Genomic DNA, 26,438 nt, shown 5'->3' on the forward strand with positions numbered 1-26,438 from the left:
TGACTAGAAAAATAAAAGTCGAGGTTAATTAAGAACAAATACTGGCGGGTACGGTCAAATTGGCACACAATGATCTTGTTTTTATTCTGCCAATAGGTTTTTCAGCATTATTCTGAGATATTTTTCAAAATATGGTATAATGTATTCCGTAAAGAATGATATGAATTAACGGAAAAGGATGTATTTATGAAAACAAAATTAAATATTATGCTTATGGTTATAGTCAGCGGTATTATTCTAACCGTTGGTTTTACTGGATGCGGCACAACCATGTATGTGAAACCTAAAAAAAGTTCGGCTGAACAACTGCCTTTTGATATTCGAGTTATCCAGGCGAATGAAAAACAGGCGCAGGATTATTATCGGAGTAAAAAAACCAGTTATACTGGAGAAGCGAACACTCACGGTCTACCTGCCAGTATGGTTGTCCTTACTACTGACCAAAAAAAATTAGTTCAATTACTGGGATTCCCAGAGTATCAACGGCAATTTCCTAACCGATATGGAAAATCAGTTACTGAATGGATTTATCTGAAGCAGGATTATTTAGTCCAGTTTATTAACGGGAACATTGTTTATCTTGGTCCAGTAGATGATAAAGAAAAAACCCTGATTGCTTTAGGGTCTCCGGACGAAATTGAAACGCTCGATTTTGCAGGTATCCGAAAAGAAATATTTCGGTATAAATCCCGATTTGACCTACGCGTGTTTCATAACGATATGCTCGTAAATGAACGATAATACATCACGCACTAGCCATTATGAGTCATAAGAGGAGTGATAAAGACTAATGCGGATAAGTAAAACAATACTGATATGGTTAACGATTTTAGTTGGAACTTTTGGATGTAACAAGGTATATTATCGGGTAAAACGGAATATTCAACCAGATAATGTCTCCCAAGCGTTAGCGCACTATGAACAAGGATTAACCTTTGAACGAAACGGAGATACCGAGTTAGCAATTAAAGAATATACTAAAGCTAATGAACTTTCTCCACGACCTGCTGCGTATTATCGGCTTGGCTTAATCTATGCGGCAAAAGCGGAGTACTCGAGGGCAATCGCTCAGTTCGAAAAAGCACTTGAACTTGTTCCTACCTATTTCGCTGCTCAACAAGAACTTAATCGCATTAAAAGTTTATCTCGTTAAATTTACTCGTCGAAAATGTATATAGGCTTAATCATTGAACCTGAATTCGAGGTTTAATGAATCAATTACCTACGATAAATATCATACTGAAATTATGCCTGAGAACACGGTCTGAATAGATTTTTCACTTTTCTAGTTGGCTAGAATTAACTATAACTATTGCGATAAATGCGATAGAGCGACCAGAGCAAGAACGTTAATGGTACTACCATGGCACTAAAAAATGGATAAATCACACCCGCGCGACCGAGATGACGCATCAATAATAAACTTAAATAATAGCCTATGGCTAACAAAATCGCTATAGCGAACCGTTTCGTTGCAGTCTTGGGCGCGAGAATAGTTCCATACGCTATTCCCAGCAGAGCGAGAATAATCGGAGAAATGAAATTGGTATATTTAAGGTAAAAATCTACGAGATAATCATTAGCATTTAATCCGCTTGCGCGAATAAATTCAACATATTGTTTTAACTGCTGGGTGTTAAATTCTGAAGGATGGAATGCGAATTGTTTGAGGTCGGTCGGTTGAAATGGAAATTCTATTGGAAAATTATTTACCACCGTTTCTCCGATTAAATCACCGGATTCATTAAACTGACGAAGTGAACCGGTTGTAACAAACCATTTCTGTTCTGCCTGATTCCAAAGTAAATCGTTTGCGTCTAGCCGGTCGGTTATTCTTGTTTCATCAGCGGAAAGTTTAATCCAGGTCACTTGCAATAACCGGGTTCCGGTTCGATGAATTAATCCTATACTCAATAGCGAATGCGGTTCACATCGAATCCACAACTGTTCTTTCCTGAGGTAAGGAACCGGTGGTTTTCGTTCCATTAGTTCGGTCTTGATAAATTTCGATTGCTGAAATGTATATGGACAGATATTTTCATCAATATACCAAGTAACCGCCGCAATCCCGCAAATCAATACCATTACGAACACCAACAGACGCGGTAATCCGATTCCGCTTGCTTGCATAGCAAGCAACTCTTGATGTCGATTCAGTCCGATTAATGCGAGCAATATAGCTAATAAAACTACCATGGGAATAACCTGAACGAAAACAGTTGGAACTGAATAAAGCAGATATAAGAACATGACCTTAAACGGAACTCGATTGGCAATAATAGTATCAAGCTCTTCAACAAAAGGAATAACCAGCACGATACATAAGCAGATGGAAAGTGCGAGAAAGAAGAATCCAAGGAAAAACCGAAGAATATATCGATCAAGAATAGACATGAACTGAACTCAAATGTTACATTCGAATATCGAAATAAAGCATATATTGTTTTCGTTCTTCCGTTTTTTGTATTGTTTATTGTTTATGTTATGATTTTGATTTTCGATATTCGGATTTATAGTTAATAATATATTTTAAGAATTAGGTATAAAACCGGGATAGTAAAGAGAAGACTATCAATAATATCAAGCATACCACCGTGTCCGGTGTAAGTGTTGCCCGAATCTTTAACTCCAACTTCTCGTTTTAGCACGGATTCCGCTAAGTCCCCTAGTTGCGCAGTGAGAGCTATTCCTGCAGCATAAAGCAACATTAATACCGAAGGGAATAAATAACTCGTAAAATATCGGGTTATAATCCACTGCACTACCCAACCAGCAAGGATTCCGAAACCAAGCCCACCTAAACAACCTTCGATTGTCTTATTGGGACTTATCGTTGGACAAAGTTTATGCTTTCCGAATACACTCCCGATAGCATACGCCCCTGTATCACACATCCAGGTTATAGCAATCAGCCATAGTAAATAAAATCCGCCTCGGGGAATTTGCCAGATATATAGCATTAATCCTAACGGAAGAGCAATATAGAGTACACCGATAACCGTCGTTGAAATCCGTAGTATCGAATGATTATTATCTGGATTAAGGCGAATCAGCGCTAATAAAAAACTCCCGAGAATAAGCACAACTATTAATTGTACTGGCGTAGCAAATCTCAGCCATATCGGCCCATTAAGACAGAACAGTAAAACCATTAACGTCCCGAATTTTCGAAAGGGCATTATTCCTTTTCTGGCAACGAGATTATAAAATTCATTTATTCCCCAGAGTGCTACCATAGTCACTATTCCAGTTAACCACCAAATCTGATTGGACAATAGACAAAACACCAGGATTGGAATAAAGATAACTCCGGTAACAATTCGACGTATCGGCTGGTGGTTGAGTATCACTCGGGCAGAATCCCCCCTGATATGCATGATTTCATTACAAATCGCTCGATTGCGACACCTGTCCAAAACGTCGTTCCCGACGTTGAAAGTCTAAAATTGCCTGATATAAATGTTCCCGGCGAAAATCTGGCCAGAGCACTTCCGTATACCATAATTCAGTATATGCCATTTCCCAGAGCAGAAAATTACTGATACGCAATTCACCGCTGGTTCGAATACATAAATCTGGATCAGGCAATTCTGGAGCATAGAGATATTTTCCAAACACTTGTTCATTTACTTCAGCTGGGTGAATCTTTTGGTTCTGAATATCGATAACAAGTTTTTTTATTGCATCAATTATTTCTGCGCGACCACTATAATTAAACGCTAGATTGAGGATTAATTTACTATTATGTTGCGTTTTATTCTGGGCGATTTCCATCGCTTTTAACACAAAATCCGGTACTCGTTCAGTTCGACCGGTAATCAGCAGCCGCACGCCATTTTGATTCATTTCTTCGATTTCATCGTAGAGAAATTGTTCCATTAACCGCATTAGAAATCGTATTTCTGTTGTTGGCCGTTTCCAATTCTCTATAGAAAAAGTATATAGAGTTATTACTCCGATACCGAGCTCGCAACCTGCTTCTACAACTTCGCGAACAGATTTTATTCCCGCCCGATGTCCTTCAATGCGCGGTAGATGCCGTTGGGTCGCCCAGCGTCCGTTTCCATCCATAATAATCGCTATATGCTTAGGCAATCGGGTTTTATCTATTTCGGCAAGTAAAGTCGAAGGCGAATGATTGGATACGCTTGCATTAGTCATAGAACAATGCGGTTCTCGTAAAGCGCGGCAAGAATGCGCAAAGAACGCACAGCTACTAAAATCCCAATATTAAATAATCGATAAAAAGCTTAGACAAGAAAACATTATTTTTATTGGAATTTTAGATTTTTTCTTGATATTTGGATTTGGAATTTTGTATTTTCTACCTATACTTCCATAATTTCCGCTTCTTTTTTCGCTAGAGCTTCATCAATAAGTTTAATATATTTATCGTGTAATTCTTGGACTTTCTTTTCGTTATGTTTACCCTCATCTTCTGGAAGTTTCCCTTCTTTTTCCAGTTTTTTTAACGTTTCAACGGTATGCCGGCGAATAGACCGCACCGCAATTCGCCCTTCTTCCGCTAGTTTTCGGACAACTTTAACTAAATCATGGCGTCGTTCCTCAGTCAATTGCGGTAGAACTATCCGAATTATTTTCCCATCGTTATTCGGGGTAATCCCGAGGTCGGACTTTAAAATCGCTTTTTCAATTGCACCAAGCAGACTCACATCCCAGGGTTGAATTGCTAACGTCCGTGGGTCCGGTATTGATACATTCGCAATTTGTTTTATGGTCATTGTTCCGCCATAAGCTTCGACATGAATCGGGTCTAATAACGCGGTGGTTGCACGACCAGTGCGGATTTTACTGAATTCATATTTTGCATTTTCTACCGCTTTAAGCATTTTTTCTTCCGTCTCTTTCAATAAAGGATCTATTGGCATAGGTATTGTCCTCCCTGAGCTTATTTCTTGCTAAGAGCGTAGATAAGGATTAAACGGTATCTGCGTTGTGATGAGTTTAATGTGTGTTGTCTTCTGATGAATGTACTAAGGTACCGACTGGTTCACCTAAAATCACTCGTTTGATATTCCCGTATTGTTTTAGATTAAAAACAATAATCGGAATTTTTGATTCTACACACATTGTTATCGCAGTTAAATCCATTACTTGCAATCCGCGTGTCAATACTTCCTGATAGGATACATCGCTGAATAGTTGTGCTGATTTATCTTTTTCCGGATCACTGGTATAAACGCCATCAACTCGGGTCGCTTTAAGAATCACTTCTGCCCCGATTTCTTCTGCCCGCAACGCCGCTGCAGTATCCGTGGTGAAAAACGGATTCCCAGTTCCGGCAGCAAAAATCACCACGCGTCCTTTTTCTAAATGACGCACTGCGCGTCGCCGAATATACGGTTCACAAAGTTTCTGCATTTCTATCGCCGACATTACGCGCGTTTTTATTGCCCGATGTTCTAATGCATCCTGCAACGATAACGCATTGATTACGGTAGCTAACATTCCGATATAATCAGCTGAAACGCGGTCCATTCCGGTTTTTGATGCTGACACTCCACGAAAGATATTCCCACCACCGATAACAATCCCAAGCTGAACCTCAAGTTCTTTTATTTCCGCAATTTCATCCGCTATAGAATCTAATACGGTTCCATCGATTCCATACTCTTGGTCACCGAGCAACGCTTCTCCACTTAACTTTAATAAAACGCGTTTATATTTAGGTTCAGCAACTGACATAACATGCTCTCCAAGTTAGTTTTTTATTTTGTTTCCCCAATTTTGTACCGGACAAATCGCGATATGGTTATCGGTTCACCAACCTCTTGTGCGGTTTTCTGGATAACTTTTTCTACCGTTATATTCTGGTCGCGAATATATAACTGTTCGAGTAGACAAACTTGACTATAAAATTTACTTAACTTCCCCTGAGCAATTTTATCCAGAATTTTCTCGGGTTTTCCTTCCTGCCGAGCTTGCTCTTTATAAATTTCAAGTTCTTTATCGAGCACCGCTTGTGGAATCTCTGCGCGTGAGATATACTCGGGTGATGCTGCGGCGATTTGCATCGCTAATTCATGGGCTAACGTTTTCAATGCAGGATGTTTAGCTGCGTCAGAACTCTGGGTTTTTAATTCAAGCATAACCCCGAGCTTATTTCCCGGATGGATATAACTATCTACAATCCCACGGTTATCTTCCACTTGGTATTTAACGAAACGGGATAGAGTGATATTTTCCCCTAATGTCGCAATGAGCGCGGTTATCGGCTCAGTAGGAACTTCCGCAACAGTCGTATACCCTTTTGCAACTACCTCATTAATTAATTGTTTCAATAATGCTTTAAACTGGTCTGTTTTTGCTACGAAATCGGTTTCTGAATTTAATTCTAACAAAACCCCGAGTTGCGCATCGGGACTCAAATAAGTATCAATCAATCCATCCGCAGCTATCCGACCGGATTTTTTTGCCGCTTGCATAGCCCCTTTTTTCCGCAAGATATCAATCGCTTCATCTACATTTCCCTTTGCTTCGACCAGTGCTTGTTTACATTCCATCATTCCAGCACCGGTTCTTTCCCGCAAGTTTTTTACCGCTGTAGCATCGATAACTATTGACATAATGTAATCTTACCCTCCATACAAAACGTTTTGGTACCGTATCGTAAACATTATACCGTTTTTTTCTTTGGTGATTTAATTTTAACCACTTGTTTTGCTGAATCAAATTCTTCTAGAAATTCAAGTTCTTCTTCTTTAAACATCTCTTCAGATATTTCGGGTGGCAGTTCGCCTGAAACTGGTTTCTCTTCAGTACTCATTGTCTCCGGAGTTGACACACCTTCAACCTGCTCTGAAATAGTTTTCTCAAGCACAGCTTTCCCTTCAAGCACAGCATCAGCAATTTTTGAGGTAATAAGTTTCACCGACCGAATTGCATCATCATTCGCTGGAATAACATACGTTATCTGGTCAGGGTCGCAATTGGTATCAACGATAGCTACCGTTGGAATTCCGAGTCGGTTCGCTTCATGCACCGCAATTTGTTCCGTATGCGGGTCAACAATAAACAATAGTCCAGGTAGCCGTTGCATCTGTTTAACCCCACCGAGATTTTTTAATAACCGATTTTTTTCTTTCATCAATTGCGCAGCTTCTTTTTTCGTGCGCAATTGTAAGCTACCATCTTGTTCCATCTGCTCTAATTCAATCAGCCGTTTAATTCCCTTACTAATGGTAGTAAAATTCGTGAGCATACCTCCTAGCCAACGCGTGTTGACATACGGCATCCCGCATCGGGTCGCTTCTTCACGAATAGTTTCCTGCGCTTGTTTTTTCGTACCAACAAATAATACTTCTTCACCGGCAGCCACTGTTTCTCGAACCACTTTACAGGCATCCATAAACATTTTCATTGTCTTCTTCAAATCAATGATATAGATACCATTTCGTTCTCCGAAAATATACCGACTCATTTTCGGGTTCCACCGTCTGGTTTGATGGCCAAAATGGACTCCGGCTTCTAAAAACTCCTTCATTGATATTACTGGGGTACTACTGGTCATAATGACCGTCCTCCTCTATATTTGGTTTTAACCCACCGTTTCTCTCATTTTCAGTTTCGCCCGAACCGAATCAAATCGATTGTAGGGACCCGAAACTGAATCGAAAAACGTGCGTTATGTTGTAGTTTAATATTACTCTGAATTTAGGAGAGATTCCTAATTATTCAGAGCTAAATACTATATCATAAATCGGCAGGTAAATCAAAATAATGCAAGAGATCCCTTGTTTTTCCTGTTAAATACGGTATGTTTTATTCAGGTTGTTACTTAGGTTAGAATAAAAAGAGCATCAAAAACTGATAGAACCTATCCTGTTTCCTGCTTTCGGCTATTCTCATTGACACGTAGCCAATAATTATTATTTTTTTCGCAAGATTCGATTCTTTTTATCTAAATGAATAATCACGGGTTTATATTGTTTTAATTCTTCTGGTGAATATTGGCCATACGCCAGCAGAATAAGCTCATCACCGACCTGCACAAGTCGAGCCGCAGCACCGTTCAATCCGATTGTGCCTGAACCTGCTTTCGCTTTAATCACATAGGTTTCAAACCGTTCCGCATTGTTGATGTTCAATACATGAACAAGTTCTCCGGGCAACAAATCCGCAGCTTTTATAAGGTTTTCATCTATCGAGATGCTTCCTTCATAATGGAGGTTACACTCGGTAACAATTGCGCCGTGCAGTTTCGATTTTAACATCGTTCGATACATATAGGATTTCGCTCCTTTAACTTTAATATACTAAGTATAATAATACTTTATTGTAACATAAGTTAACCTGAATATTAATTTCTATTTATATATATTGAACTCACCTATTTTTAAACCACCCGTTTAATCTTAACTTTCGGGGTTAATTCGGTTACCATTTTCTTGGTTATATCGCAGGGTAACCAGACCGTAGCATTTGCTGCACCGGCAGCAACTGATTTTATAAGGATTCGTTCAGCCTGTTTCAAAGATAAATCAGAAGCATCAATCGTTAATAAATCTAACGCAATACTTGCAGTCATCGCATCGCCTGAACCAGTAGGATTAACGGTAGTAACTTTAGGTGGGGTAACTTTCCAGAAATAACCGTTATATCCGGCATAAACCGCATTAGCTCCAGAGGTTATGATAGCAAATTTAATTCCTAATTTAAAATATTCGGCGATAGCGTCAAGTATATCACCTTGATGAGTTAACCTATGATTGAAGTATAATTCCGCTTCTTTGCGATTCTGTCTAACGCAAAATGGCCGCTCGGATAATGCTCTTGCAAACGCCGTTCCATAACTATCAAGAATAGTTTTAATTTTGAATTTATTAGCCATATGAATAATTTTTTTTATCGAAGTATCCATATCTCCTGATGGTGCGCTCCCTGAAATAACCAGAATAGACTTTTTATTCTGCCTAACAAGTAGATTTGATAATTCAAATAATAATGTATCTAATTCTTCTTGCGAGACTCCAGTATTTGGAAAAATTATAGACGTTGATTTATTATTGCTTTGTTCAAGAATTGATATTTGTAGACGAGTTGGAGTTATCGTTCTGACGAAGCGCGATGGTATCCTTTCCTGATGAAGGAGCGTTGATAAATGGGTACCGATCTCGCCGCCAATAAAGGTTATTGCAATTGAATCGCCGCCTAACCGTTTAACCGCTCGGGATACATTGATTCCTTTTCCCCCAACTATTTCTGGACCACATATTGCCCGATGTATCTTCCCAGGAACAAGTTTATCAACATAGACCGTTTTATCAATCAGTGGGTTTAGAGTTACAGTAATAACTAATGGGTTAGAGTGGTTCATCATTTCAGAATGTAAAACTTATAATACAAATCTTTTAGGTTTTTATAACGTCATTTGCGGTATGTGGTATATCGATAATTTGCGGTCTTGGTGTAATGTACTATAGGATGCAGGATGCATTCCAAGACCGCAACGAAGATTTAATATTTGCAAGATATTATTGATGATTTATATGGAACTTTTAAGGCTATTTCTTTTCTGATTCTGCTGGTTTAGGGGCACCAGTTCCTACCAATCCAATCCGTTCCGGATACGTGGTTATTTTTGCGCTTTTCTCCAATTCAGCTAACCATAACTCTAGTCGTTCCCGTTGTTTTTGATTAATTAGCCGTCGCTCAATATATGGTTTTGCTTCTTCAAAGGATAACGGAGCGCTCGGTTTTTTCTCTTCAACTTTAATAATATGATATCCGAACTGCGATTTAACCGGCGGACTGATTTTCCCAGTTGATAAACTGAACGCGGCATTCTCAAATTCCGGCACCATTTCACCTTTACCAAAGAAACCAAGGTCGCCGCCGTTCTCTTTCGTTCCTGTGTCAAGCGATTTCTCTTTCGCAAGTTTGGCAAAGTCCGCCCCCTTATCCAGCTGAACTTTGATTTGGTCTGCTTCAGCTTTCGTTTTTACCAAAATATGCCGTGCCCGAACTTTTTCTCCAGTCTGAAATTGCGCTTTATTTTCTTCATAGAACGATTTCAATTCTTTCTCATCAACCGATTTGACTTTATCGATAACTTCTTTTTCAACTACTGCACGAACTAGAATCTGCTGTTTCGCCTGCTCAAGACTTTTCTGCACTTCCGGGTCTTTTTCTACGCCAAGCTTTTCCGCTTCCTGCATGATTAATGCCTCTTTAACCATTCCATCTAATAGTTTTTGTTTCAACATTGGGTTATCTGCTTGCGTCGGTTCATTACCTGCAATACGTTCTAACTGCGCATTAAATTCTGATACCGTTATCTTTTTCCCATTCACTTCTGCAACAATCTCTTTTGCGGCAGGTTCCCCCGCAGTTACCCCTGCTTTCGCTTTATCCTCCTTATCCTGACCGATAGCGATAAACGATGCTGCTACTACGGTGATTGCTACACCACTAATAACTGCAATCCATTTGATTTTGCCACTAAATTTTTTATCCATACTCCAATCCTTTCTTGAAATAGAAATAAAAAATACGATTCGCGTTCTAAGCTATCGAACTCGAACCGTTTTTTCTTCTAAATACTCTATCCTGAAACAACACCACTTGTCAAATAAATATTCATTTCGCTATTCCGGACAAAAAGTAGAGGGGAATGAGAATTGAACCGTTCAATTCTCATTCCCCTCTACACTGGGTTAGCTCATTTTATACCCGTTTTATTTTGTAGTTTTAGTTTGTTGGTCTATTCGGTAGGTATAAATTAGGTAAGCTAGGTAGAGCCAGATAAGAATAACAGGGTATAACTTCAATGACATCAGGAATATTCCGAATCCGGAGTTAAGCTCTCGACTCCAGAAATTATAAGGGATAGCCATAATTAGATAGAGAATAGAAGTATAGATGATAGATTTGATAGAGAAATTGCTCGATTTAAACCAATAGTCAATTAACCATAATAGAATCAAAAAGAAATATACTAGATAATGATCCCAGAGTAAACTCGGAATTAAAAGTGCAGTTATTAGAATTAATGAAAACTCAAGTTGTAAACTGGACATAATGGGTTCCATCTTTTCCCTCGGATATGTTAACCAGATGCATACACCAAGAAGAATAATTGAAAATAATATACTTAACAATTTTGCGAGAACTGGTAGGTTAATTACCGGAGTTGTAACCGGATTCGAAACGAATAAACGGAGTAACAATGCATGGATAGATTGATTTGCCGGTTCTACATCAAACCGTTGCTGGAATTCCGACCATGTTGACCGCCCATAATTCATCTGTGCTAGGATTGTTCCATAATCTTGATATAGTTGAATACCTTGAATCGCTAAACTTAATCCAACTAATATGATTATCGTTGCTAGAGCGGCTACTGCGAGTTTATATTCTCTTTTCCACAGGAAGAAAAGAATAAATAATCCGGGGAAAAGTTTGATTAACGTTGCGATGCCTAAAATCATTCCGGACCAAAGCTGGCTCTTTTTAACGAAAAGAAACCAGGCAAAACAGAGCAGAAACAAGATTAATAAATTCAGTTGTCCAGCGGTGAGCGTTCGATATAGCGGATAGAAATTGAAAGTTAAACCTAAAGCGGAAATTACATAAATTAGACGATGCTCAGAATCGAACGTTGCTATCAATAACCCTAAACCGATGATTAAAAATACATGATTGAATATAAACCATGCTTCCTGCGCTATCGGATATGACAATAAACTTAATGGAATAAAAAAAATCGCTACTATCGGCGGATAGACAAACGGATTAACCCGTTGAATTCCAAGCCGTTGCGCGGCATCAAATATTTCTTGCGGACAGTAGAAATTTTTACCTTGTTTCGCAAGATATGCGCCAAGGTATAGATGCGCAAAATCGTTTCCATGCATATTGAAATACACAGAAACGATATTATTCTGAATATAAAATCCGGCAAGAAGAACCGCTAATCCAATTAAAATCAGCCGCGACTTATTATGAATCATCAAACCCAAAATCCAATTCCCGCTTCCGCGGGAATGACGTCATCCCTGCAGAAGCAGGGACAAAATCCAAATACATCGGTTAAATCCAAATCATTTATCATAGAGCTATTTGATCTCATGATGATTAGATTTATTTGCTATTTGGATTTTGACATTTGGACGTACGCATTATTTTGTATTAACAATCTGTTTCAGTTCACGACCAGGTTTAAACACCGGCATTTTCCGCGCAGGAATTGGCGCTTCAACTTTAGTTTTCGGATTGCGACCAACCCGAGCGACCCGCTGTTTAACCAAGAACACACCGAAATCACGGAGTTCAATTCTATCTCCGGCAGCTAGCGCATCTTTAATAATCTGGAACGTAGTTTCAACAACCTTTTGCGCATCCTGCCGCGGGATTTTTGCTGCTTCAGAAACTTTTTCAATTAAATCGGCTTTAATCATAAATAAGCCCTCCTATCAAATCAAGTTTAAGAGTTTTCTACCCAGCTTTAGCTAAGGGTTACTATCCTATTTAGGATAACGTAAACCCCCGGATAACCTTAAACTAAAATCAAGTCGAAAAATAAAATATTGATACTATTGATTTTACAAGAGATTTTGGGGTTTGTCAAGAGGGAAAAAAATTAATCCAAAAAAGACCTACTTACTATTTATGCTCAAAAAAATAAAAATATCATGCGTTTAGAACCATTAGAGAACGTTAGATACTTAGAGTAGCATTAATTTAACCCGGATTGAATCCGCCCAAACTGGATTTCAACTGTAATACATTAACCCGCAACTATAGTCTACTTCGTTTGTTCACAGAGTTAGGTAAAAAATTTCAGAGTTTATTGAAGAGTTCGGAGTAAATTTGACCGCTCAGGTAACTGGATTAGCGTCTTTGTGGTTTGATAATTTCGTGGTTTTTATGGTAAGACTTTGACCAACCCAAAGATCTCGCTGATTCACTGTGTTAAATAAAAACTTTAACCATCAATGCAACTGCGCGGAAGATTAAATTTATTTGGATTCTTTCCTGCTAGTGCAATGATGAGTTCATTTCCGAGACCGTAGGGATTGTATTTTTGATTTATGAGGCTTCCGGAGGTATTCAGTCATTCCTTTCATCGCGCAGAATTCACCGCACATCGTACAGACATCAGATTCGGTTGGCGGACTTTCCTCCCGCATTGTTTTCGCTCGTTTCGGATCAATCGCATATTCGAGCATCTTATCCCAATCGAGCGATTTCCGCGCTTTTGCCATCTGGATATCCCACTCGAGCGCACCGGGAAGTCCTTTAGCGATATCCGCAGCATGCGCAGCTATCCGGGTAACGATAACTCCTTCGTATACCTCTTCGACTGTGGGCAACCGTAAATGTTCGGATTTGGTAACGTAACATAAGAAATCAGCACCTGCTGATGCTGCTATCGCTCCGCCAATTGCGGCAGTGATATGGTCATATCCGGGTGCAACATCGGTTACTAGCGGTCCAAGAACATAAAACGGTGCTTCTTTACATAGCTGTTTTTCAATCTGCATATTCATTCCAATCTGATTCAACGGAACATGTCCCGGTCCTTCTATCATCACCTGAACACCGGCATCCCACGCTCGTTGGGTTAGTTCACCCAAGATAATCAACTCTTCAATTTGTGCACGGTCAGTAGCATCAGCTAAACAACCGGGACGAAATCCATCACCTAAACTAAGCGTAATATCATATTTTCGCGCTATTTCAAGAAGCCGATCATAATGTTCATAAAACGGATTCTCTTGTTCATTATATATCATCCATTCGAGAGTTAATGCACCACCGCGACTGACTACATCGGTTATTCGACCCTGTTCTTGCATCGCGTTCAATGTACGCCAGCATACCCCGCAATGGATGGTCATGAAATCTACTCCCTGTTCCGCTTGATTAACCACTTCAGCAAACAGTTCGTCTTCTGTGAGTTCAACAATAGCTCGTTGTGATTGTTTCGCCGTAACTGCCGCACCATATATCGGAACTGTACCTACCGGAACCGGGCTATGTTCAATAACTTTTGACCGAATTAGTAAAATATCCCCGCCGGTGCTTAAATCCATTACCGTATCAGTTTTCGCTTCTAGTGCCGCGTTGAGTTTACGCAGTTCGTTCTCAACCTGCGGAACATCCGGCGATGAACCGATATTCGCATTCACTTTAGTTCTGGTACCTTTCCCAATAGCACAAGGATGTTTCGGCGAATGTTTCGGATTATACGGAAGAACGATTTTACCGATCGCGATCTGGTCGCATAACCAATTAGTATCGAGATTCTCTAGTTTTGCAACCAGCTGCATTTCGGAAGTAACAATTTTTTTTCTAGCACTTTCAAGTTGTGTCATATATTCAGTCACGACGGAGCACACGCATGACCCAAAAATAGTATCGGAATTTAATCTGTGGTAATCTGCAACTATCTGTAACTAATAGTCTTAGCCTTCTTGATTTTTTTAACCAAATCTCTTGCTGCTTGTTCAATATCTTCTGCAGAAACTACTGCAGAAACTACTGCAGCAATATCTGCACCTGCACGAATGACATCTGTAACGTTATTTTTATTTATTCCACCAATAGCGACTAGTGGAAGTTTAACCTTTCGTCTTACCTGCCGGATAAATGTTAATCCAAGTCCGGTTCCTGCGTCTGGTTTGGTTGACGTTGTATATATTGGGCTTAACCCGAGATAATCCGCACCGGATTTCTCCGCTTGTATCGCTTGCTCTAGATTGCTCACACTTACCCCTATAATTTTATCATACCCGAGTAGCTTTCGGGCAGTATCCACTGCCATATCGTCCTGACCGAGATGAACACCATCAGCATCAACCGCAAGAGCGATATCTACCCGGTCATTAATAATTAATAGCACATTATTCTCTCGAGTTATCCGCCGTAATCGCTTCCCTTGTTCGACTAACATTCTGGTTCCTGCTTCTTTATCCCGAAGCTGGATAATGGTCGCACCGCCAGCAATCGCTTGTTTTACCACGTTCACAATCGGTCGTCCTTTCGCTAATTTCTGGTCTGTAACTACATAGAGTTCACCGCTGGTAAGTTTTCCTTTTGGAAAGAGTAATATGATATTCTTTTCCAGCGTATATAATTGAAATCTAATTTGTTTAAAAATAGTGTAAACATGGGGATTTACCAGTTTACTGATTTCTTCGAGTACTCGGGTTGCTTCTTGCACCCGCCGGAAATTTGCGACTATTAATGACTCGAATCCCATTCGGTCACGCTCAAGTTCCGGCAACATTTTCTCACCCACATCGGAATCACTTTTTCGTCCAGCTAATAGGTTGTAATTTGTTGGATCTAAACGGTTGATAGTGTCTATCAGCTGGTGCCGGAATGATTTAAGCTGTTCGGTATATTCTTGGGAATCGAATACAAACCGACAGATATCTTCTATGACCCGCAACCCTTCAGCTGCACGGTTGCAATTCGCATCCAGGATTCGATTAATACTATTACGATTCATATAGTTTGATAAACCAATTCAACCAGACAGATAAAAACCTGATAATCTGATAGCTTCTATTATTAGATTTATTTGGCAATGTTCAATATTCTGACTTTCGGAGTTGTATTAGAATTACGTTCTAATCGAGACCTCTTCAGAGGGGATATCGGTTGATTCGCGAGTTAACTGGGCGAGTTCGCTACTTAACGTAACGACGAGCGCATCAAGTTTTTTTAATCGTTCCTGCAGTTCTTCTAAGTGTTTTATCGCTTGTGGAATCAGTTCCGACCGAAGTTGTTCTCGTTCTTCTCGAACTTTTGTCAACTCCTGCCGCAGGCTTTCTGCGAGGGTATTTTCGAGATTTAATTTCGCTTCTTTCAATTCGAGCGCTAAATCGCTGGTTGTTCGTTCTAAATCGCGCAACTGTTCTTTAGCTAATTCCAGCTCTTTTTCCACTTCTAACAACGCAATCTGCGCCGCAGCATCTGCATTATTACTTGATACTTTCGATAAATATTCTTCCCGTTTCCGTTCCAGACCGGTTATCCCGGTTTTTAATTCTTTAATTTGCTTTTTATTACTGCTAATATTTTCTTTAAGTTTTTTGATTTTTTGTTCCAAGTCGGTAATCATAAAGTGGTAATGAGAGCGTTATAGGTAACGGAATTATTTCGCTATGTACTCGAAATGATAGTAAATATCATAGCAATCGAAGGTAGGCTTCGTCAAGCGAGTTGAATCTCGAAGAATCTATAAGAAACCAGTTCGATTGCAATCGAACTGGTTTTCTTATGTTACGATACGGTATGAGTTTTAACCTTACCTACCCGCATTTGGAGAACCCACACGCTCGGCAAATAATACATCCTTCCTGATACTCAAGGAGCATACCACATTCCGGACATTGGGGACAAATGCCAACTAACGTTTTCTGCACTGTTTCTTTCTTTACTGGTTCAACGGTAACCGGATGATTTCGTTCAAGATAATGCTGCATAGCTTTGCCGATAGCATCCGCACAGGAAAGAGTAACACTTCCATTCTCCCAGAACGGTAACGGACATCGAATACCTTTCAGATGTTTAATAATGAGTTCAGGGTCAACCCCGGCTTGCAGGGCTAATGAAATCAATCTACCAGTCGCTTCTGACTGTGATGCCATACATCCACCGGATTTGCCCATCGCCGTGAATACTTCACAGAGCCCGTGTTCGTCTTCATTGACAGTAACATAGAGATTACCACAGCCGGTTTTGATTTTTTCGGTAAACCCCCGACTTATTGACGGACGCGGTCGCGGCGTTACCCGATGTTTTCGTATCGAAGTTGAGTCATTCTGTTTCCCGATATTAATAACTTGTTCTTCTCGACTTCCATGCCGATAAACGGTTACCCCTTTGCATCCAAGTTCATACGCCAGCCAATATACTTTTGCAACATCATCTGGAGTAGCGCTATTGGGAAAGTTAACCGTTTTACTCACCGCATTATCGACATACTTCTGAAACGCTGCTTGCATTTTCAAATGCCACTCCGGAGCGATATCGTGTGCAGTAACAAAAATTTTCTTTACATCATCCGGAACCTCTGCTATTCCTTGGACTGAACCGAGTTCGGCGATTTTCTGCATCAACGCTTCGGAGTAGAACCCGCGTTTTTTAGCAATATTTTCAAACAGCGGATTCACTTCGGTTAAGTCAACGTTGCCCAACCCGGTTTTACGGATATACGATATTGCAAATAACGGTTCTATCCCACTCGAACACCCAGCAATAATTCCTATACTTCCGGTTGGTGCAATGGTCGTGGTTGTCGCGTTCCGTAATTTTTTCGCTCCTGGTTTATCGTAGATACTTCCTTTGAAATTCGGGAATGCACCTCGTTCTTTTGCTAGTTCCTGTGACGTTTTTTTCGCTTCTTTTGCAATAAATGACATGATTTCTTCAGCTAGTTTTAATGCCGTATCAGAATTATATGGAACTGATAATTGAATTAACATATCGGCAAACCCCATAACTCCAAGCCCGATTTTCCGATTCCCTTTTGTCATTTGTTCAATCATTGGGATTGGGTACCGATTGATGTCAATAACATTATCTAAAAATCGAACCGCAAGATGAACTACAGACTTTAGTTTGTTCCAGTCAATGCTTACGGTATCTTTAGATACTTTCAACATTTTCGCTAAATTAATCGACCCAAGATTACAGGATTCATAGGGAAGCAACGGTTGTTCCCCGCACGGATTTGTACTCTCAATTTCACCAAGTTTTGGCGTCGGATTATCGCGGTTTAACCGGTCGAGAAAAACGATTCCCGGTTCTCCATTTTTCCAAGCAAGATTAACAATCTGGTCGAAAACATCTTTTGCTTTTAACCTGGCTACAGGTAGTTTGGTTCGCGGATTGATTAATTCGTATTCTTCGTTCTTTTTCACTGCCTCCATAAATTTTTCGGTTATCCCAACCGAAATATTAAAATTATTTAATTTCGTTGAATCCTGTTTAGCGGTGATAAATTTCTGGATATCCGGATGGTCAACCCGCAGAATGCCCATATTCGCACCACGACGAGTTCCTCCTTGTTTAATAGCTTCAGTAGCCGCATTGAACACTTCCATAAACGAAATTGGACCGCTGGAAACACCATGGGTAGATTTAACCATATCTCCTGCTGGTCGCAGTCGGGAAAATGAAAACCCGGTTCCGCCACCGCTCTGATGAATCAATGCCGTATTTTTAATCGTTTCGAAAATACTCTCCATCGAATCATCAATCGGCAGAACGAAACAAGCGGAAAGTTGCCCTAGCGGTCGACCAGCATTCATCAGGGTAGGACTATTTGGCAAAAATTCGAGCGCGGTCATTATCCGATAAAATTCTTTTTCCAGTTGCTTAATTTCACGCGCTGACTTTTTATAATTTTTTTCTGCGCTAGCGATCGTCTTTGCTACCCGCTGAAACATCTCTTCAGGAGTTTCAATTGGTACTCCTTGGTCATTTTTTTGGAGATATCGCTTTTCTAAAACAATCTGAGCATTTTTTGATAAGGATAGCATAGGAAGAATAAAGCCGATTCTGAATTTCGAATTTCTCCTAAAGACAGCAGAAACACCATTGGTTTTTTTAATAGTAGACAATAATAGCAATATAATTGCTGTTTGAAAATAAACTTAATTATTTACTACCGAAAAAAATCGTAATCCTAATATTTATGGTGTATCGTTTGCTCTATCTTAAAGGAGGGAATCCAAAATTCAAAACGTTTTGTATATGGTTAATTAATTTGATTCTTACTTTCTATGTATTGTTTTCCCCAATCGCTTGGACGTTTCTTATGGAGAGCGTTTTCCCTATTACCATCGGCTCACTGCTGCTGAAAAATAAAACTACTACGTTATCATAGTTTAACGCTCTTTTTGTATCGAATGACTAGGAAAGGGGAACACAATATCTTGTGTACCCTAGTATTATACTCCACAATATATAGTTGTCAATAGTTTTTTTATATTTTTTTAAATATTTCTAAAATATCTTGATGGTAATACTTTTTCCTGCAATTGAACTCCGAATATTTTTTCGAACATTTCGAATGAAAACGCGACATCCAAATGAAGTTATATGGTAAAATTATAGCAGAAAAACATCTATCGAATTAATTCAATACTCATGATGATAAAGCTGCTTGTAGCAGAATTCGCCCGATGGATTTATTGGCATCCGTGGCGATTTTTTATTCAACTAATTCCGACTTCATGGAGTTATCGGTTAGCGGTTTTTGCTGGGCGATGCCATTATTGGTTTGCCATCGGTAAACGCCAACGGGTTCTGAATGGACTGAAATATTTTTTTCCCGATGCGAACGAATCAATATTACTTCGCATCGTTAAAAATACATTTAGAAATTATGCATTAAATTCGATAGAAATTTTTCTATATCCAAAATTAGATTCTAAAAAAATCAACCGTATGGTACATTATATCGGATTAGAAAAACTCGATGCTGCACTCCACCAGCATAGAGGTGTTATTCTAGCGCATGGTCATTTTGGAAATGAAGAATTTCTGATGCCAGCGATCGGGTATCAAGGATATAAACTCCATCAAATCGCTAGTCGGTGGAACCCACCGGCCGTCCAAGACACGTTTTACGGCAGAATAATCAACGCAATTCGAAATAGAGCGTTCCGATATCGAATCGGATATCGTGAACAATTACCGGTAACGTTCCATTACATTGATAAACCGTTACGTGGTGCCGTCCGTGCAATTCAGAACAATGAAGTGGTCTTGTTCGCTGCAGATGGTCGAGAATCGGAACAATGGCTTGAACTTGATTTCCTTGGCCAACGAGCTCGATTTTCTCCTGGGCTAGCGCGATTTGCAAAATTAACCGGCGCGATAGTGCTGCCAGTATTTCTCATTCGCGAAAAAGATTTTCGGCATCGGCTGATTATCGAAGACCAAATGGAAATGAACGATAAAGATGATACAACGATTATGAAGGAATATATTGCACGATTAGAGAAATATATTCGCCAGTATCCGTGTCATTATGCTAAAGTATATTGGATTGAACCTTCATTTTTTATTCAGCCATAGGATGTTACCATTTTTTTATGAAAATTCTCCTTGTTCAAGCACATACTGGTAGAAAAGATTTTGGACTAGTCTATCCGATAGGATTGGCATATTTAGCGGCAGCGCTAACCACACCACCAAACCAATATGAGGTGAAAATTTACGATCCTAATCTCGAGTCTGACCCATACGGGACATTGTCGGAAATCATTCTTTCATTCCATCCCGATATTGTTGGGATTTCGCAACGAAACATTGATACTACCAATCTCCGCGACTTATATGTGCATTGGAAAACATTACAACCTACCGTTCAGCTCATTCGTCGTTTGATTCCTGAAGCAATTACCGTCGTTGGCGGTTCCGGATTTTCACTGTTTGCAGAACAAATTATGCGCCAAGTTCCTGAAGTCGATTTTGGAGTATTCCGTGAAGCAGAAGAATCGTTTCCTGAATTGCTCGCGAATTTATCTGACCCTGAGAAAGTTCCCGGGATTTTTTACCGGAAGGATGGTAAAGTACTCTTTAGCGGCCCACGCGGACTACCCCAATTCGATGCACTTCCAATTCCGCGACATGATTTAACGCAAATAGAACGATATTTTGACCGTTTACCGGCAATCGGAGTGCAAAGTAAACGGGGTTGTCCGTTGAAATGTATCTATTGCAGTTATCCGCATTTAACCGGTATGGGAGTTCGACTCCGTTCACCACAATCTATTGTCGATGAAATTGAGTTGTTAATAAATCAATATCATGTTCCAACGTATACCTTTGTCGACGATATTTTTAATGTACCAAAAGAACATGCGGAAGCGATCTGCCAAGAGCTTATTTCGCGAAAACTACATTCGGTTCCCTGGTCAGCCTTTTTTGATATGAAAGATATGGACGAATCGTTTATTCGATTAGCGCTCAAAGCAGGATGTAATCATTTCTTTTTTTCACCAGACGCTATTACGGACACCGGATTAAATGTTCTCCAGAAAAATTTTACGGCGCAAGATATTCGAAGAACGGCAAAATTATGCCATCAAATTCCGGGCGTGCATTGTGGATATTCGTTCTTTTTAAATTATCCGGGGATAACGATTGGTGAATATTTACAAACGCTATGGTTTTTTCTAAAGGAAAATCTTTTGCTCGGACTACGCCGTAAAGGCGGAGTCCACGTCTCCTGGATTCGTATTGAACCGCATACTCGATTACACCAGATTGCTATTGAAGAAAAAATAATTTCGCCTACGGCTGATTTGTTACCTAAAACTGAATCAGAATTAAAATCGCTATTTTATATCAGTCCGAACTATAAACTGCTGAATTTTCTAACCAATCGCATGCTTGATATGATTGATTTAACCATAGGTAAACTAATAGGGAGAAAAGTTTAACATCCGATTACGGAGATAAAAAACCGATTATAACAATTTCTATGGTCGTTCAAGAAAGTGTTTTTCGTGATATCGCCCGATTGTTGGTTTGGTATCCTATCCGCTGGATAACAAAACTTATTCCGATATCGTGGAACATCTATCTACTTCGTGAATTGGGAAAAATCCATGCGCTTATATCCCAGGGGCGAAAGAAACATCTCCAGCGACAATACACCTTAATTTTTAATTCCGAAATAACAGGAATATCGGTTAAGCATTTTATTAATGAATATCTGACAACACATTATTTAAATCAACTCTCTATTTTCTTTTTTCCAAGGTTAAATAAGCATAATATTGGGCGTTATCATTCATTTGTTGGTCTAGAACATCTTGAAGCTGCACTAAAAAAAAATCATGGTGTGATTCTACTCCATGGACATTTTGGTCCTGCTCAATTAACCCTAGTCGCACTCGGTTTAGCTGGATATCAGGTAATTCAGATTGGGTTTCCGACAGATAAAGGACTAAGCTGGATTGGTCGCAAGGTTGCATTTCGACTTCGACTTAAAGAGGAAGCTAAAATCCCGGCACGGATTATTGCGGCAGATAAGTTTCTCCGTCCTGTGGTAGAAGGGTTACGAAAAAATGCTATAGTTATGACCAGTGGCGATGGTGCGGGAGGCGGTACGTTTATTGGGAAATTTATTTCCGCTTCTTTTTTGGGAAAACAGCTACCATTTGCGGTTGGTGGGATTCAGTTAGCGGAGCGAACTGGCGCTTCGGTGCTACCGATTTTTTTAATCCCGAAAACCGCAATCCACTGGGAAACTATTATTTATCCTGCTTTGCCGGAAACCGGGTCGGTTGCAGAACGACTTGAACCATTCATCCGGCAGTTAGAAATTTATGTTCGGCGATATCCTGGATTATGGCGATTTTGGGATGAACTGGATAAACGAATGGAGTATGCCCAGCACTTGCTGAAGCAGAAAATGAAATAAGTAAACTAACTAAGTAAATGAATTGAAGGGGTTTACTTATCCCTTTGGTTAACTATTAAGTTATTAATTAATCTATTACTTATGGTTACTGCAAAAACAGAATTATCTGCGCTTCGATTTAGTTTTCCGTTGCGTTGGTGGATTACGATTATAATCATTGAATGTACACTTGCTATTATCGTGAGTACTATCCCATCACTAACGCAGCCAGGACTAGTCGTAGTGGGATTGATTCTCGGGCTGTATTTCATTATTGCACTTATTCGACCACGGATTGCACTTGGTATTTTAGCCTTCTGTTTTCCGTTTTATAATTTTGTTATCAATATCGTGTATCAGTCACATACCTATAAAATTCTCTTATTATTTCCAACAATATTTGGCTCACTGTTATTCCTAGCAGTATTACTCCGATTTAGCGCTAAATTACAGCAGTATGCTGCTCCGCAAGTTTTTCTGTTGGTTCCGATAGGGATGTTGATTGTGTGGAGTATCCTATCATCAGCCTGGACGGAAAAACCATTCTCTGCGTGGTATAGCGGACTAAATTTACTGATTTCATTTATGGTCATATACTGTATATTCCAACTTATCCAAACAGAATCGCAGTTATTCCGATTTTATCTCGTTGTTATTCTTGGAGGATTGATTACTGCAGCCGCAATTATTCTATCTACGTTCTTTTCAACCGACCGAACTTATATTTACCCGCTGATTACTACCGATAATATTCAGATTTTTGAAAGCACCTTTTTCTATGTGATGCGCCAAGGAATGAAACGAGCAATGGGATTCGGAACCTATAATCAGATGTCATTGCTAATGACGGTCCATCTATTTCTTGCTGGAGTATTATTAATATCTCAACGACGGTGGACTACAAAAACGATGCTTATTATATCAATGTTCTATATGCTATATGCGCAATTACTGACTAAAACCAGAGCGCCGATAGTCGGTATGTTACTCGGGGCATTTCTTACCATATATTTACTTTGTAAACGAATTACGACGTGGAACAGAAAACAGTTCTGGTTCAGTATGGTAATTATGATTATTTTTATTACGATGTTATTCTTATCCATAGTAAGTCATCTGGAAAAAGGATTAACCCGGTTTACTGCAGCGGTAATTTCTGACGTTGAAGTTAAAGATAGTTCGTGGACACTGCGTATGACATGGTGGCAAGAGAGTATCTATCAGTTTTTCGCTACCTATGGTCTTGGAGTAGGAGCGGGAAATGTTTCCGAGTATCTTTATCAAAACGCACCTCATCCGCATAATACTTATATCCATCTTATGGTCGAACTCGGAATTTTCGGAACAATTATTTTGGCAACGCTTTTGATTTCGATAGTTAAAAATACGATTTATGCGTTACGCCGGCATGATTTATCACCAGAATTAACCAAGACAGTGGCGATTATTGCCGGTGCATTAGTTGCAGATGGGTTTGCATTAGGATTCGAACATGATTATTATTGGATTCCAACGTGGATATATTTAGCGATACTCTTGCTTCCTATCAATCTTGCATTGAAGACAAAAGAAGAAGGTAAATGATGGTTAAATAGGCAATTAGTATAACGGAAGAACTGAAAAACTATATGTCTTACGTTCTACCGGTCTAGCGTTTCTCCATTCTTCCGTCATTGTATTTATTTAACTGGTTAACTATTCAACCTGCATTATGCATTATAAGATTATCAATCGGAAAAAGCTGATGGCGGTTAAATTCGCAGATTCAGTTATCGGTCCGGTGGTTCGGATTTGGAATAAGATTTCCGGACAAAACAATTCTCAGCTATCCCCGCAAGATTTTGCAAATATCAAAAAAATTCTCATTCTCCGCACTGCATATACCGGCGATGTAATTATGACGCTCCCTGTATTAACACCGTTACGAAGCGCGTTTCCGAACGCAGAACTGGTTTTTTTAACTAGTCATAGCGCAGCGCCATTGTTAGAACATCATCCAGCAGTAGACCGGGTGATTAAATATGATGCGTTCTGGTTTTACCCTCAACCAAACTCAGTTGCATTAAAAAAATACCGAGAGATTATCCAACAACTCCGCGCAGAACGATTCGAGGTGGTCTTCGATTTCCGCGGGGATATCCGTGATATTTATTTTTTAGCGTATCGAAGTCGGGCGAAACATCGAATTAGTTACGGTTCCGGCGGAGGCGCTTATTGGCTGACACAAATTATCCCGTTACAAGAAACAAAACACCGAGTTCAGTTTCATCTAGATATTTTGCGAGCATTAAAAATCTCTGTTTCTCATGAAATGCCGAAAATATATTTAACCGAAACGGAAAAGAAACAAGCATTAACCCGATTGCAATCTTTTGGCTTTAATGTGGAACGAGATGTTCTCATTGGAATTCATCCCGGAGCGCGGATGCCGTTAAAACGCTGGCCAATTGCTCGTTATGCAGAGTTAATTGCACGAGTTACTCAAACACATTTAGGGAAAGTAGTTCTATTCACTGCCCCTGAGATACCGAATACCGAATGGGAAAATAAGGGAATGAAAACATGGCAGCGCCATTCTCAAGTCGCTATTCTCTCCGATTTAACGCTTCGAGAATTAGCAGCAATTATTCATTATTGCCGAATTTTAATCTGCAACGATAGCGCCCCGATGCATCTCGCTGCTGCAGTTGGCACGAAATGTTTAGCGATATTCGGTCCTTCCAAATCGTATGAAACCGCTCCTTACGGATCGAATCATTTCGTTATAGAAAAACCGTATCCCTGTCGAACAACTTGCGATGAATCAACCTGCAAGTATAAAATATATAACGACTGCTTAAAATCAATTAGGGTAGACGACGTCGAACAATCATTAGCGAATATACTCAACGCTTAAGCCGTTTTTATCTCGATACATTAGCGAAGTAGAACCCGAATTGAACTGTTCAATTCGGGTTCTTATATAGTATTGGAATTAGCCTAATGTAAATTATGTTCTGATGCAATTAAATTTACATTGTTAATATAAGTCTAATAATTTCAATTGTGTTATATCTATTTTAGAAGGATTGTTAAGATTATTATTGATTCTGAAAATTTTATCTTGCGTCTAACTATATTATATGAAAATAGATAAAACGATAATGACTTAAAATTTTAAAAATTGCAGCTTTTGATTATCTATGTCTTTTAGAATCAATATATTACGTTGTAATAAAGGTTCGGAATTAAAAGGCTTATTAACGGAAGCATTACGAGCATATCTTGATATTTTCCCGACATCGAAATCTGCTAGAATCCTACTCAAGCCGAATTTAAATAGTAATATGAATGCCTTGACCGGTAATACGACTGATTTACGACTGCTATCAGCAGTAATTTGGTTTCTGCAGAAAGAAGGATATAAACATATCGCTATCGGAGAAGGGACAAATTCTGGGTTTTATCGAAATAAAATCAATGTAATCACGCGGCTTATGGTAGATAAACTAGCGGAACGTTATAAGGTCGACGTAATCGATTTAAATTATGCTGAAGGGATTCCAGTTGAACTAGAGAACGGCGTAATTGCACAGGTTGGAAAACCGTGCCGTGAAGCGGATTTTCTGATTAATCTACCCAAATTCAAGACCCATTTTGAAGTCGGTATGACCGGTGCACTAAAAAATCTTATGGGTTGTCTTGTGGGACAGGAGAATAAAAAGAAAATGCATCAGTCGTTGGTTAAAAACATCATTAAACTGAATCAACAGGTTCAACCGCATCTCCATATTCTCGATGGAATGATTGCTATGGAAGGAACAGGTCCAACTCGCGGAACGCCGGTTAATCTCGGTCTGATTCTTATCAGTACGGATCCGTATCTACTGGATTTAGCTTGTGCATATATTGCTGGGTTTATTGATGTATCAACTTCTGATAACGTCAAGCAAGGGCAAGTACCAACTTGGTTAAGGTTACTCTATATGGCGGAACAAGTTGGATTGATTACTCCGGAACATCATCGAGTACTGTTGCACCTACCAATTAAAGAATACATTCA

At 39.5% G+C, this 26,438-nt stretch carries 24 protein-coding genes; 8 read left to right on the plus strand and 16 right to left on the minus strand.

The features are described 5' to 3' along the window. The first annotated feature begins 186 nt into the window (after window positions 1–186). Together N3A72_01550 and N3A72_01555 are read left to right on the plus strand one after the other, a co-directional pair. Window positions 187–741 (plus strand): hypothetical protein, encoded by a 555-nt coding sequence (locus N3A72_01550; protein MCX7918295.1) that lies wholly within the window; start codon window positions 187–189, stop codon window positions 739–741. 49 nt (window positions 742–790) lie between these two features. Beyond that, window positions 791–1,153: a tetratricopeptide repeat protein gene (locus N3A72_01555; protein MCX7918296.1), complete on the plus strand. Its 363-nt coding sequence runs from the start codon at window positions 791–793 to the stop codon at window positions 1,151–1,153. A gap of 146 nt (window positions 1,154–1,299) precedes the next feature. On the opposite strand, the gene N3A72_01560 is transcribed toward N3A72_01555, so the two are convergent. The 16 genes from N3A72_01560 to N3A72_01635 form a co-directional block, all read right to left on the minus strand. Further along, window positions 1,300–2,394, minus strand: a complete 1,095-nt coding sequence (locus N3A72_01560) for an LptF/LptG family permease (protein MCX7918297.1) — start codon at window positions 2,392–2,394, stop codon at window positions 1,300–1,302. A gap of 122 nt (window positions 2,395–2,516) precedes the next feature. Further along, window positions 2,517–3,377: a phosphatidate cytidylyltransferase gene (locus tag N3A72_01565; GenBank protein ID MCX7918298.1), complete on the minus strand. Its 861-nt coding sequence runs from the start codon at window positions 3,375–3,377 to the stop codon at window positions 2,517–2,519. 7 nt (window positions 3,378–3,384) lie between these two features. Further along, on the minus strand, window positions 3,385–4,161 hold the full coding sequence (locus tag N3A72_01570; GenBank protein ID MCX7918299.1) for an isoprenyl transferase: 777 nt from the start codon (window positions 4,159–4,161) through the stop codon (window positions 3,385–3,387). 167 nt (window positions 4,162–4,328) lie between these two features. Continuing rightward, window positions 4,329–4,889: a ribosome recycling factor gene (gene frr / locus N3A72_01575; GenBank protein ID MCX7918300.1), complete on the minus strand. Its 561-nt coding sequence runs from the start codon at window positions 4,887–4,889 to the stop codon at window positions 4,329–4,331. Between the two features lie 76 nt (window positions 4,890–4,965). Next, entirely contained in the window at window positions 4,966–5,706 is a 741-nt protein-coding gene (pyrH, locus tag N3A72_01580) for a UMP kinase (GenBank protein ID MCX7918301.1), read from the minus strand. A 23-nt stretch (window positions 5,707–5,729) separates the two neighbouring features. Further along, window positions 5,730–6,587, minus strand: coding sequence for a translation elongation factor Ts (tsf, locus tag N3A72_01585; protein ID MCX7918302.1), 858 nt, complete (start codon window positions 6,585–6,587; stop codon window positions 5,730–5,732). A gap of 50 nt (window positions 6,588–6,637) precedes the next feature. Further along, window positions 6,638–7,531, minus strand: a complete 894-nt coding sequence (gene rpsB, locus N3A72_01590) for a 30S ribosomal protein S2 (GenBank protein ID MCX7918303.1) — start codon at window positions 7,529–7,531, stop codon at window positions 6,638–6,640. A 358-nt stretch (window positions 7,532–7,889) separates the two neighbouring features. Continuing rightward, complete coding sequence (locus N3A72_01595; GenBank protein MCX7918304.1) at window positions 7,890–8,246, minus strand: aspartate 1-decarboxylase; 357 nt, start codon at window positions 8,244–8,246, stop codon at window positions 7,890–7,892. A 110-nt stretch (window positions 8,247–8,356) separates the two neighbouring features. Then, window positions 8,357–9,340 carry a PfkB family carbohydrate kinase gene (locus tag N3A72_01600; GenBank protein ID MCX7918305.1) on the minus strand — a complete coding sequence of 328 codons (984 nt, stop codon included), beginning with the start codon at window positions 9,338–9,340 and terminating at the stop codon, window positions 8,357–8,359. Between the two features lie 184 nt (window positions 9,341–9,524). Beyond that, complete coding sequence (locus N3A72_01605) at window positions 9,525–10,478, minus strand: peptidylprolyl isomerase (protein ID MCX7918306.1); 954 nt, start codon at window positions 10,476–10,478, stop codon at window positions 9,525–9,527. A gap of 219 nt (window positions 10,479–10,697) precedes the next feature. Next, window positions 10,698–11,972: a DUF2029 domain-containing protein gene (locus N3A72_01610; GenBank protein ID MCX7918307.1), complete on the minus strand. Its 1,275-nt coding sequence runs from the start codon at window positions 11,970–11,972 to the stop codon at window positions 10,698–10,700. Window positions 11,973–12,140: 168 nt separating this feature from the next. Then, window positions 12,141–12,419, minus strand: a complete 279-nt coding sequence (locus tag N3A72_01615) for an integration host factor subunit beta (protein ID MCX7918308.1) — start codon at window positions 12,417–12,419, stop codon at window positions 12,141–12,143. Window positions 12,420–13,016: 597 nt separating this feature from the next. Further along, window positions 13,017–14,339: a phosphomethylpyrimidine synthase ThiC gene (gene thiC / locus N3A72_01620; GenBank protein ID MCX7918309.1), complete on the minus strand. Its 1,323-nt coding sequence runs from the start codon at window positions 14,337–14,339 to the stop codon at window positions 13,017–13,019. A 71-nt stretch (window positions 14,340–14,410) separates the two neighbouring features. Beyond that, window positions 14,411–15,478, minus strand: coding sequence for a thiamine phosphate synthase (locus N3A72_01625; GenBank protein MCX7918310.1), 1,068 nt, complete (start codon window positions 15,476–15,478; stop codon window positions 14,411–14,413). A gap of 114 nt (window positions 15,479–15,592) precedes the next feature. Then, window positions 15,593–16,093 carry a hypothetical protein gene (locus N3A72_01630; protein MCX7918311.1) on the minus strand — a complete coding sequence of 167 codons (501 nt, stop codon included), beginning with the start codon at window positions 16,091–16,093 and terminating at the stop codon, window positions 15,593–15,595. 190 nt (window positions 16,094–16,283) lie between these two features. After that, entirely contained in the window at window positions 16,284–18,518 is a 2,235-nt protein-coding gene (locus tag N3A72_01635; GenBank protein ID MCX7918312.1) for a vitamin B12-dependent ribonucleotide reductase, read from the minus strand. A 610-nt stretch (window positions 18,519–19,128) separates the two neighbouring features. Here N3A72_01635 and N3A72_01640 point away from each other — a divergent pair. The 6 genes from N3A72_01640 to N3A72_01665 form a co-directional block, all read left to right on the plus strand. Then, complete coding sequence (locus N3A72_01640; protein ID MCX7918313.1) at window positions 19,129–20,061, plus strand: hypothetical protein; 933 nt, start codon at window positions 19,129–19,131, stop codon at window positions 20,059–20,061. Between the two features lie 17 nt (window positions 20,062–20,078). After that, complete coding sequence (locus tag N3A72_01645) at window positions 20,079–21,431, plus strand: cobalamin-dependent protein (GenBank protein ID MCX7918314.1); 1,353 nt, start codon at window positions 20,079–20,081, stop codon at window positions 21,429–21,431. Window positions 21,432–21,472: 41 nt separating this feature from the next. Continuing rightward, a complete protein-coding gene (locus N3A72_01650; protein ID MCX7918315.1) occupies window positions 21,473–22,417 on the plus strand; it encodes a lysophospholipid acyltransferase family protein in 945 nt (314 codons plus the stop codon). Window positions 22,418–22,498: 81 nt separating this feature from the next. After that, entirely contained in the window at window positions 22,499–23,980 is a 1,482-nt protein-coding gene (locus tag N3A72_01655; protein MCX7918316.1) for an O-antigen ligase family protein, read from the plus strand. A gap of 127 nt (window positions 23,981–24,107) precedes the next feature. Further along, on the plus strand, window positions 24,108–25,292 hold the full coding sequence (locus tag N3A72_01660) for a glycosyltransferase family 9 protein (protein ID MCX7918317.1): 1,185 nt from the start codon (window positions 24,108–24,110) through the stop codon (window positions 25,290–25,292). Between the two features lie 286 nt (window positions 25,293–25,578). After that, window positions 25,579–26,438 (plus strand): DUF362 domain-containing protein (locus N3A72_01665; protein MCX7918318.1); only part of this gene is annotated, 860 nt, incomplete at its 3' end.

The organism is bacterium, from assembly GCA_026416715.1.
Lineage (GTDB): Bacteria > UBP4 > UBA4092 > JAOAEQ01 > JAOAEQ01 > JAOAEQ01.

What these genes read in the sequence shown, in the direction of transcription:
- N3A72_01550 (MCX7918295.1), top strand. Translation starts at nt 187, where the DNA reads ATGAAAACAAAATTAAATATTATGCTTATGGTTATAGTCAGCGGTATT.
- N3A72_01555 (MCX7918296.1), top strand. Translation starts at nt 791, where the DNA reads ATGCGGATAAGTAAAACAATACTGATATGGTTAACGATTTTAGTTGGA.
- N3A72_01560 (MCX7918297.1), bottom strand. Translation starts at nt 2,394, where the DNA reads ATGTCTATTCTTGATCGATATATTCTTCGGTTTTTCCTTGGATTCTTC.
- N3A72_01565 (MCX7918298.1), bottom strand. Translation starts at nt 3,377, where the DNA reads ATGCATATCAGGGGGGATTCTGCCCGAGTGATACTCAACCACCAGCCG.
- N3A72_01570 (MCX7918299.1), bottom strand. Translation starts at nt 4,161, where the DNA reads ATGACTAATGCAAGCGTATCCAATCATTCGCCTTCGACTTTACTTGCC.
- frr (MCX7918300.1), bottom strand. Translation starts at nt 4,889, where the DNA reads ATGCCAATAGATCCTTTATTGAAAGAGACGGAAGAAAAAATGCTTAAA.
- pyrH (MCX7918301.1), bottom strand. Translation starts at nt 5,706, where the DNA reads ATGTCAGTTGCTGAACCTAAATATAAACGCGTTTTATTAAAGTTAAGT.
- tsf (MCX7918302.1), bottom strand. Translation starts at nt 6,587, where the DNA reads ATGTCAATAGTTATCGATGCTACAGCGGTAAAAAACTTGCGGGAAAGA.
- rpsB (MCX7918303.1), bottom strand. Translation starts at nt 7,531, where the DNA reads ATGACCAGTAGTACCCCAGTAATATCAATGAAGGAGTTTTTAGAAGCC.
- N3A72_01595 (MCX7918304.1), bottom strand. Translation starts at nt 8,246, where the DNA reads ATGTATCGAACGATGTTAAAATCGAAACTGCACGGCGCAATTGTTACC.
- N3A72_01600 (MCX7918305.1), bottom strand. Translation starts at nt 9,340, where the DNA reads ATGATGAACCACTCTAACCCATTAGTTATTACTGTAACTCTAAACCCA.
- N3A72_01605 (MCX7918306.1), bottom strand. Translation starts at nt 10,478, where the DNA reads ATGGATAAAAAATTTAGTGGCAAAATCAAATGGATTGCAGTTATTAGT.
- N3A72_01610 (MCX7918307.1), bottom strand. Translation starts at nt 11,972, where the DNA reads ATGATTCATAATAAGTCGCGGCTGATTTTAATTGGATTAGCGGTTCTT.
- N3A72_01615 (MCX7918308.1), bottom strand. Translation starts at nt 12,419, where the DNA reads ATGATTAAAGCCGATTTAATTGAAAAAGTTTCTGAAGCAGCAAAAATC.
- thiC (MCX7918309.1), bottom strand. Translation starts at nt 14,339, where the DNA reads ATGACACAACTTGAAAGTGCTAGAAAAAAAATTGTTACTTCCGAAATG.
- N3A72_01625 (MCX7918310.1), bottom strand. Translation starts at nt 15,478, where the DNA reads ATGAATCGTAATAGTATTAATCGAATCCTGGATGCGAATTGCAACCGT.
- N3A72_01630 (MCX7918311.1), bottom strand. Translation starts at nt 16,093, where the DNA reads ATGATTACCGACTTGGAACAAAAAATCAAAAAACTTAAAGAAAATATT.
- N3A72_01635 (MCX7918312.1), bottom strand. Translation starts at nt 18,518, where the DNA reads ATGCTATCCTTATCAAAAAATGCTCAGATTGTTTTAGAAAAGCGATAT.
- N3A72_01640 (MCX7918313.1), top strand. Translation starts at nt 19,129, where the DNA reads ATGATGATAAAGCTGCTTGTAGCAGAATTCGCCCGATGGATTTATTGG.
- N3A72_01645 (MCX7918314.1), top strand. Translation starts at nt 20,079, where the DNA reads ATGAAAATTCTCCTTGTTCAAGCACATACTGGTAGAAAAGATTTTGGA.
- N3A72_01650 (MCX7918315.1), top strand. Translation starts at nt 21,473, where the DNA reads ATGGTCGTTCAAGAAAGTGTTTTTCGTGATATCGCCCGATTGTTGGTT.
- N3A72_01655 (MCX7918316.1), top strand. Translation starts at nt 22,499, where the DNA reads ATGGTTACTGCAAAAACAGAATTATCTGCGCTTCGATTTAGTTTTCCG.
- N3A72_01660 (MCX7918317.1), top strand. Translation starts at nt 24,108, where the DNA reads ATGCATTATAAGATTATCAATCGGAAAAAGCTGATGGCGGTTAAATTC.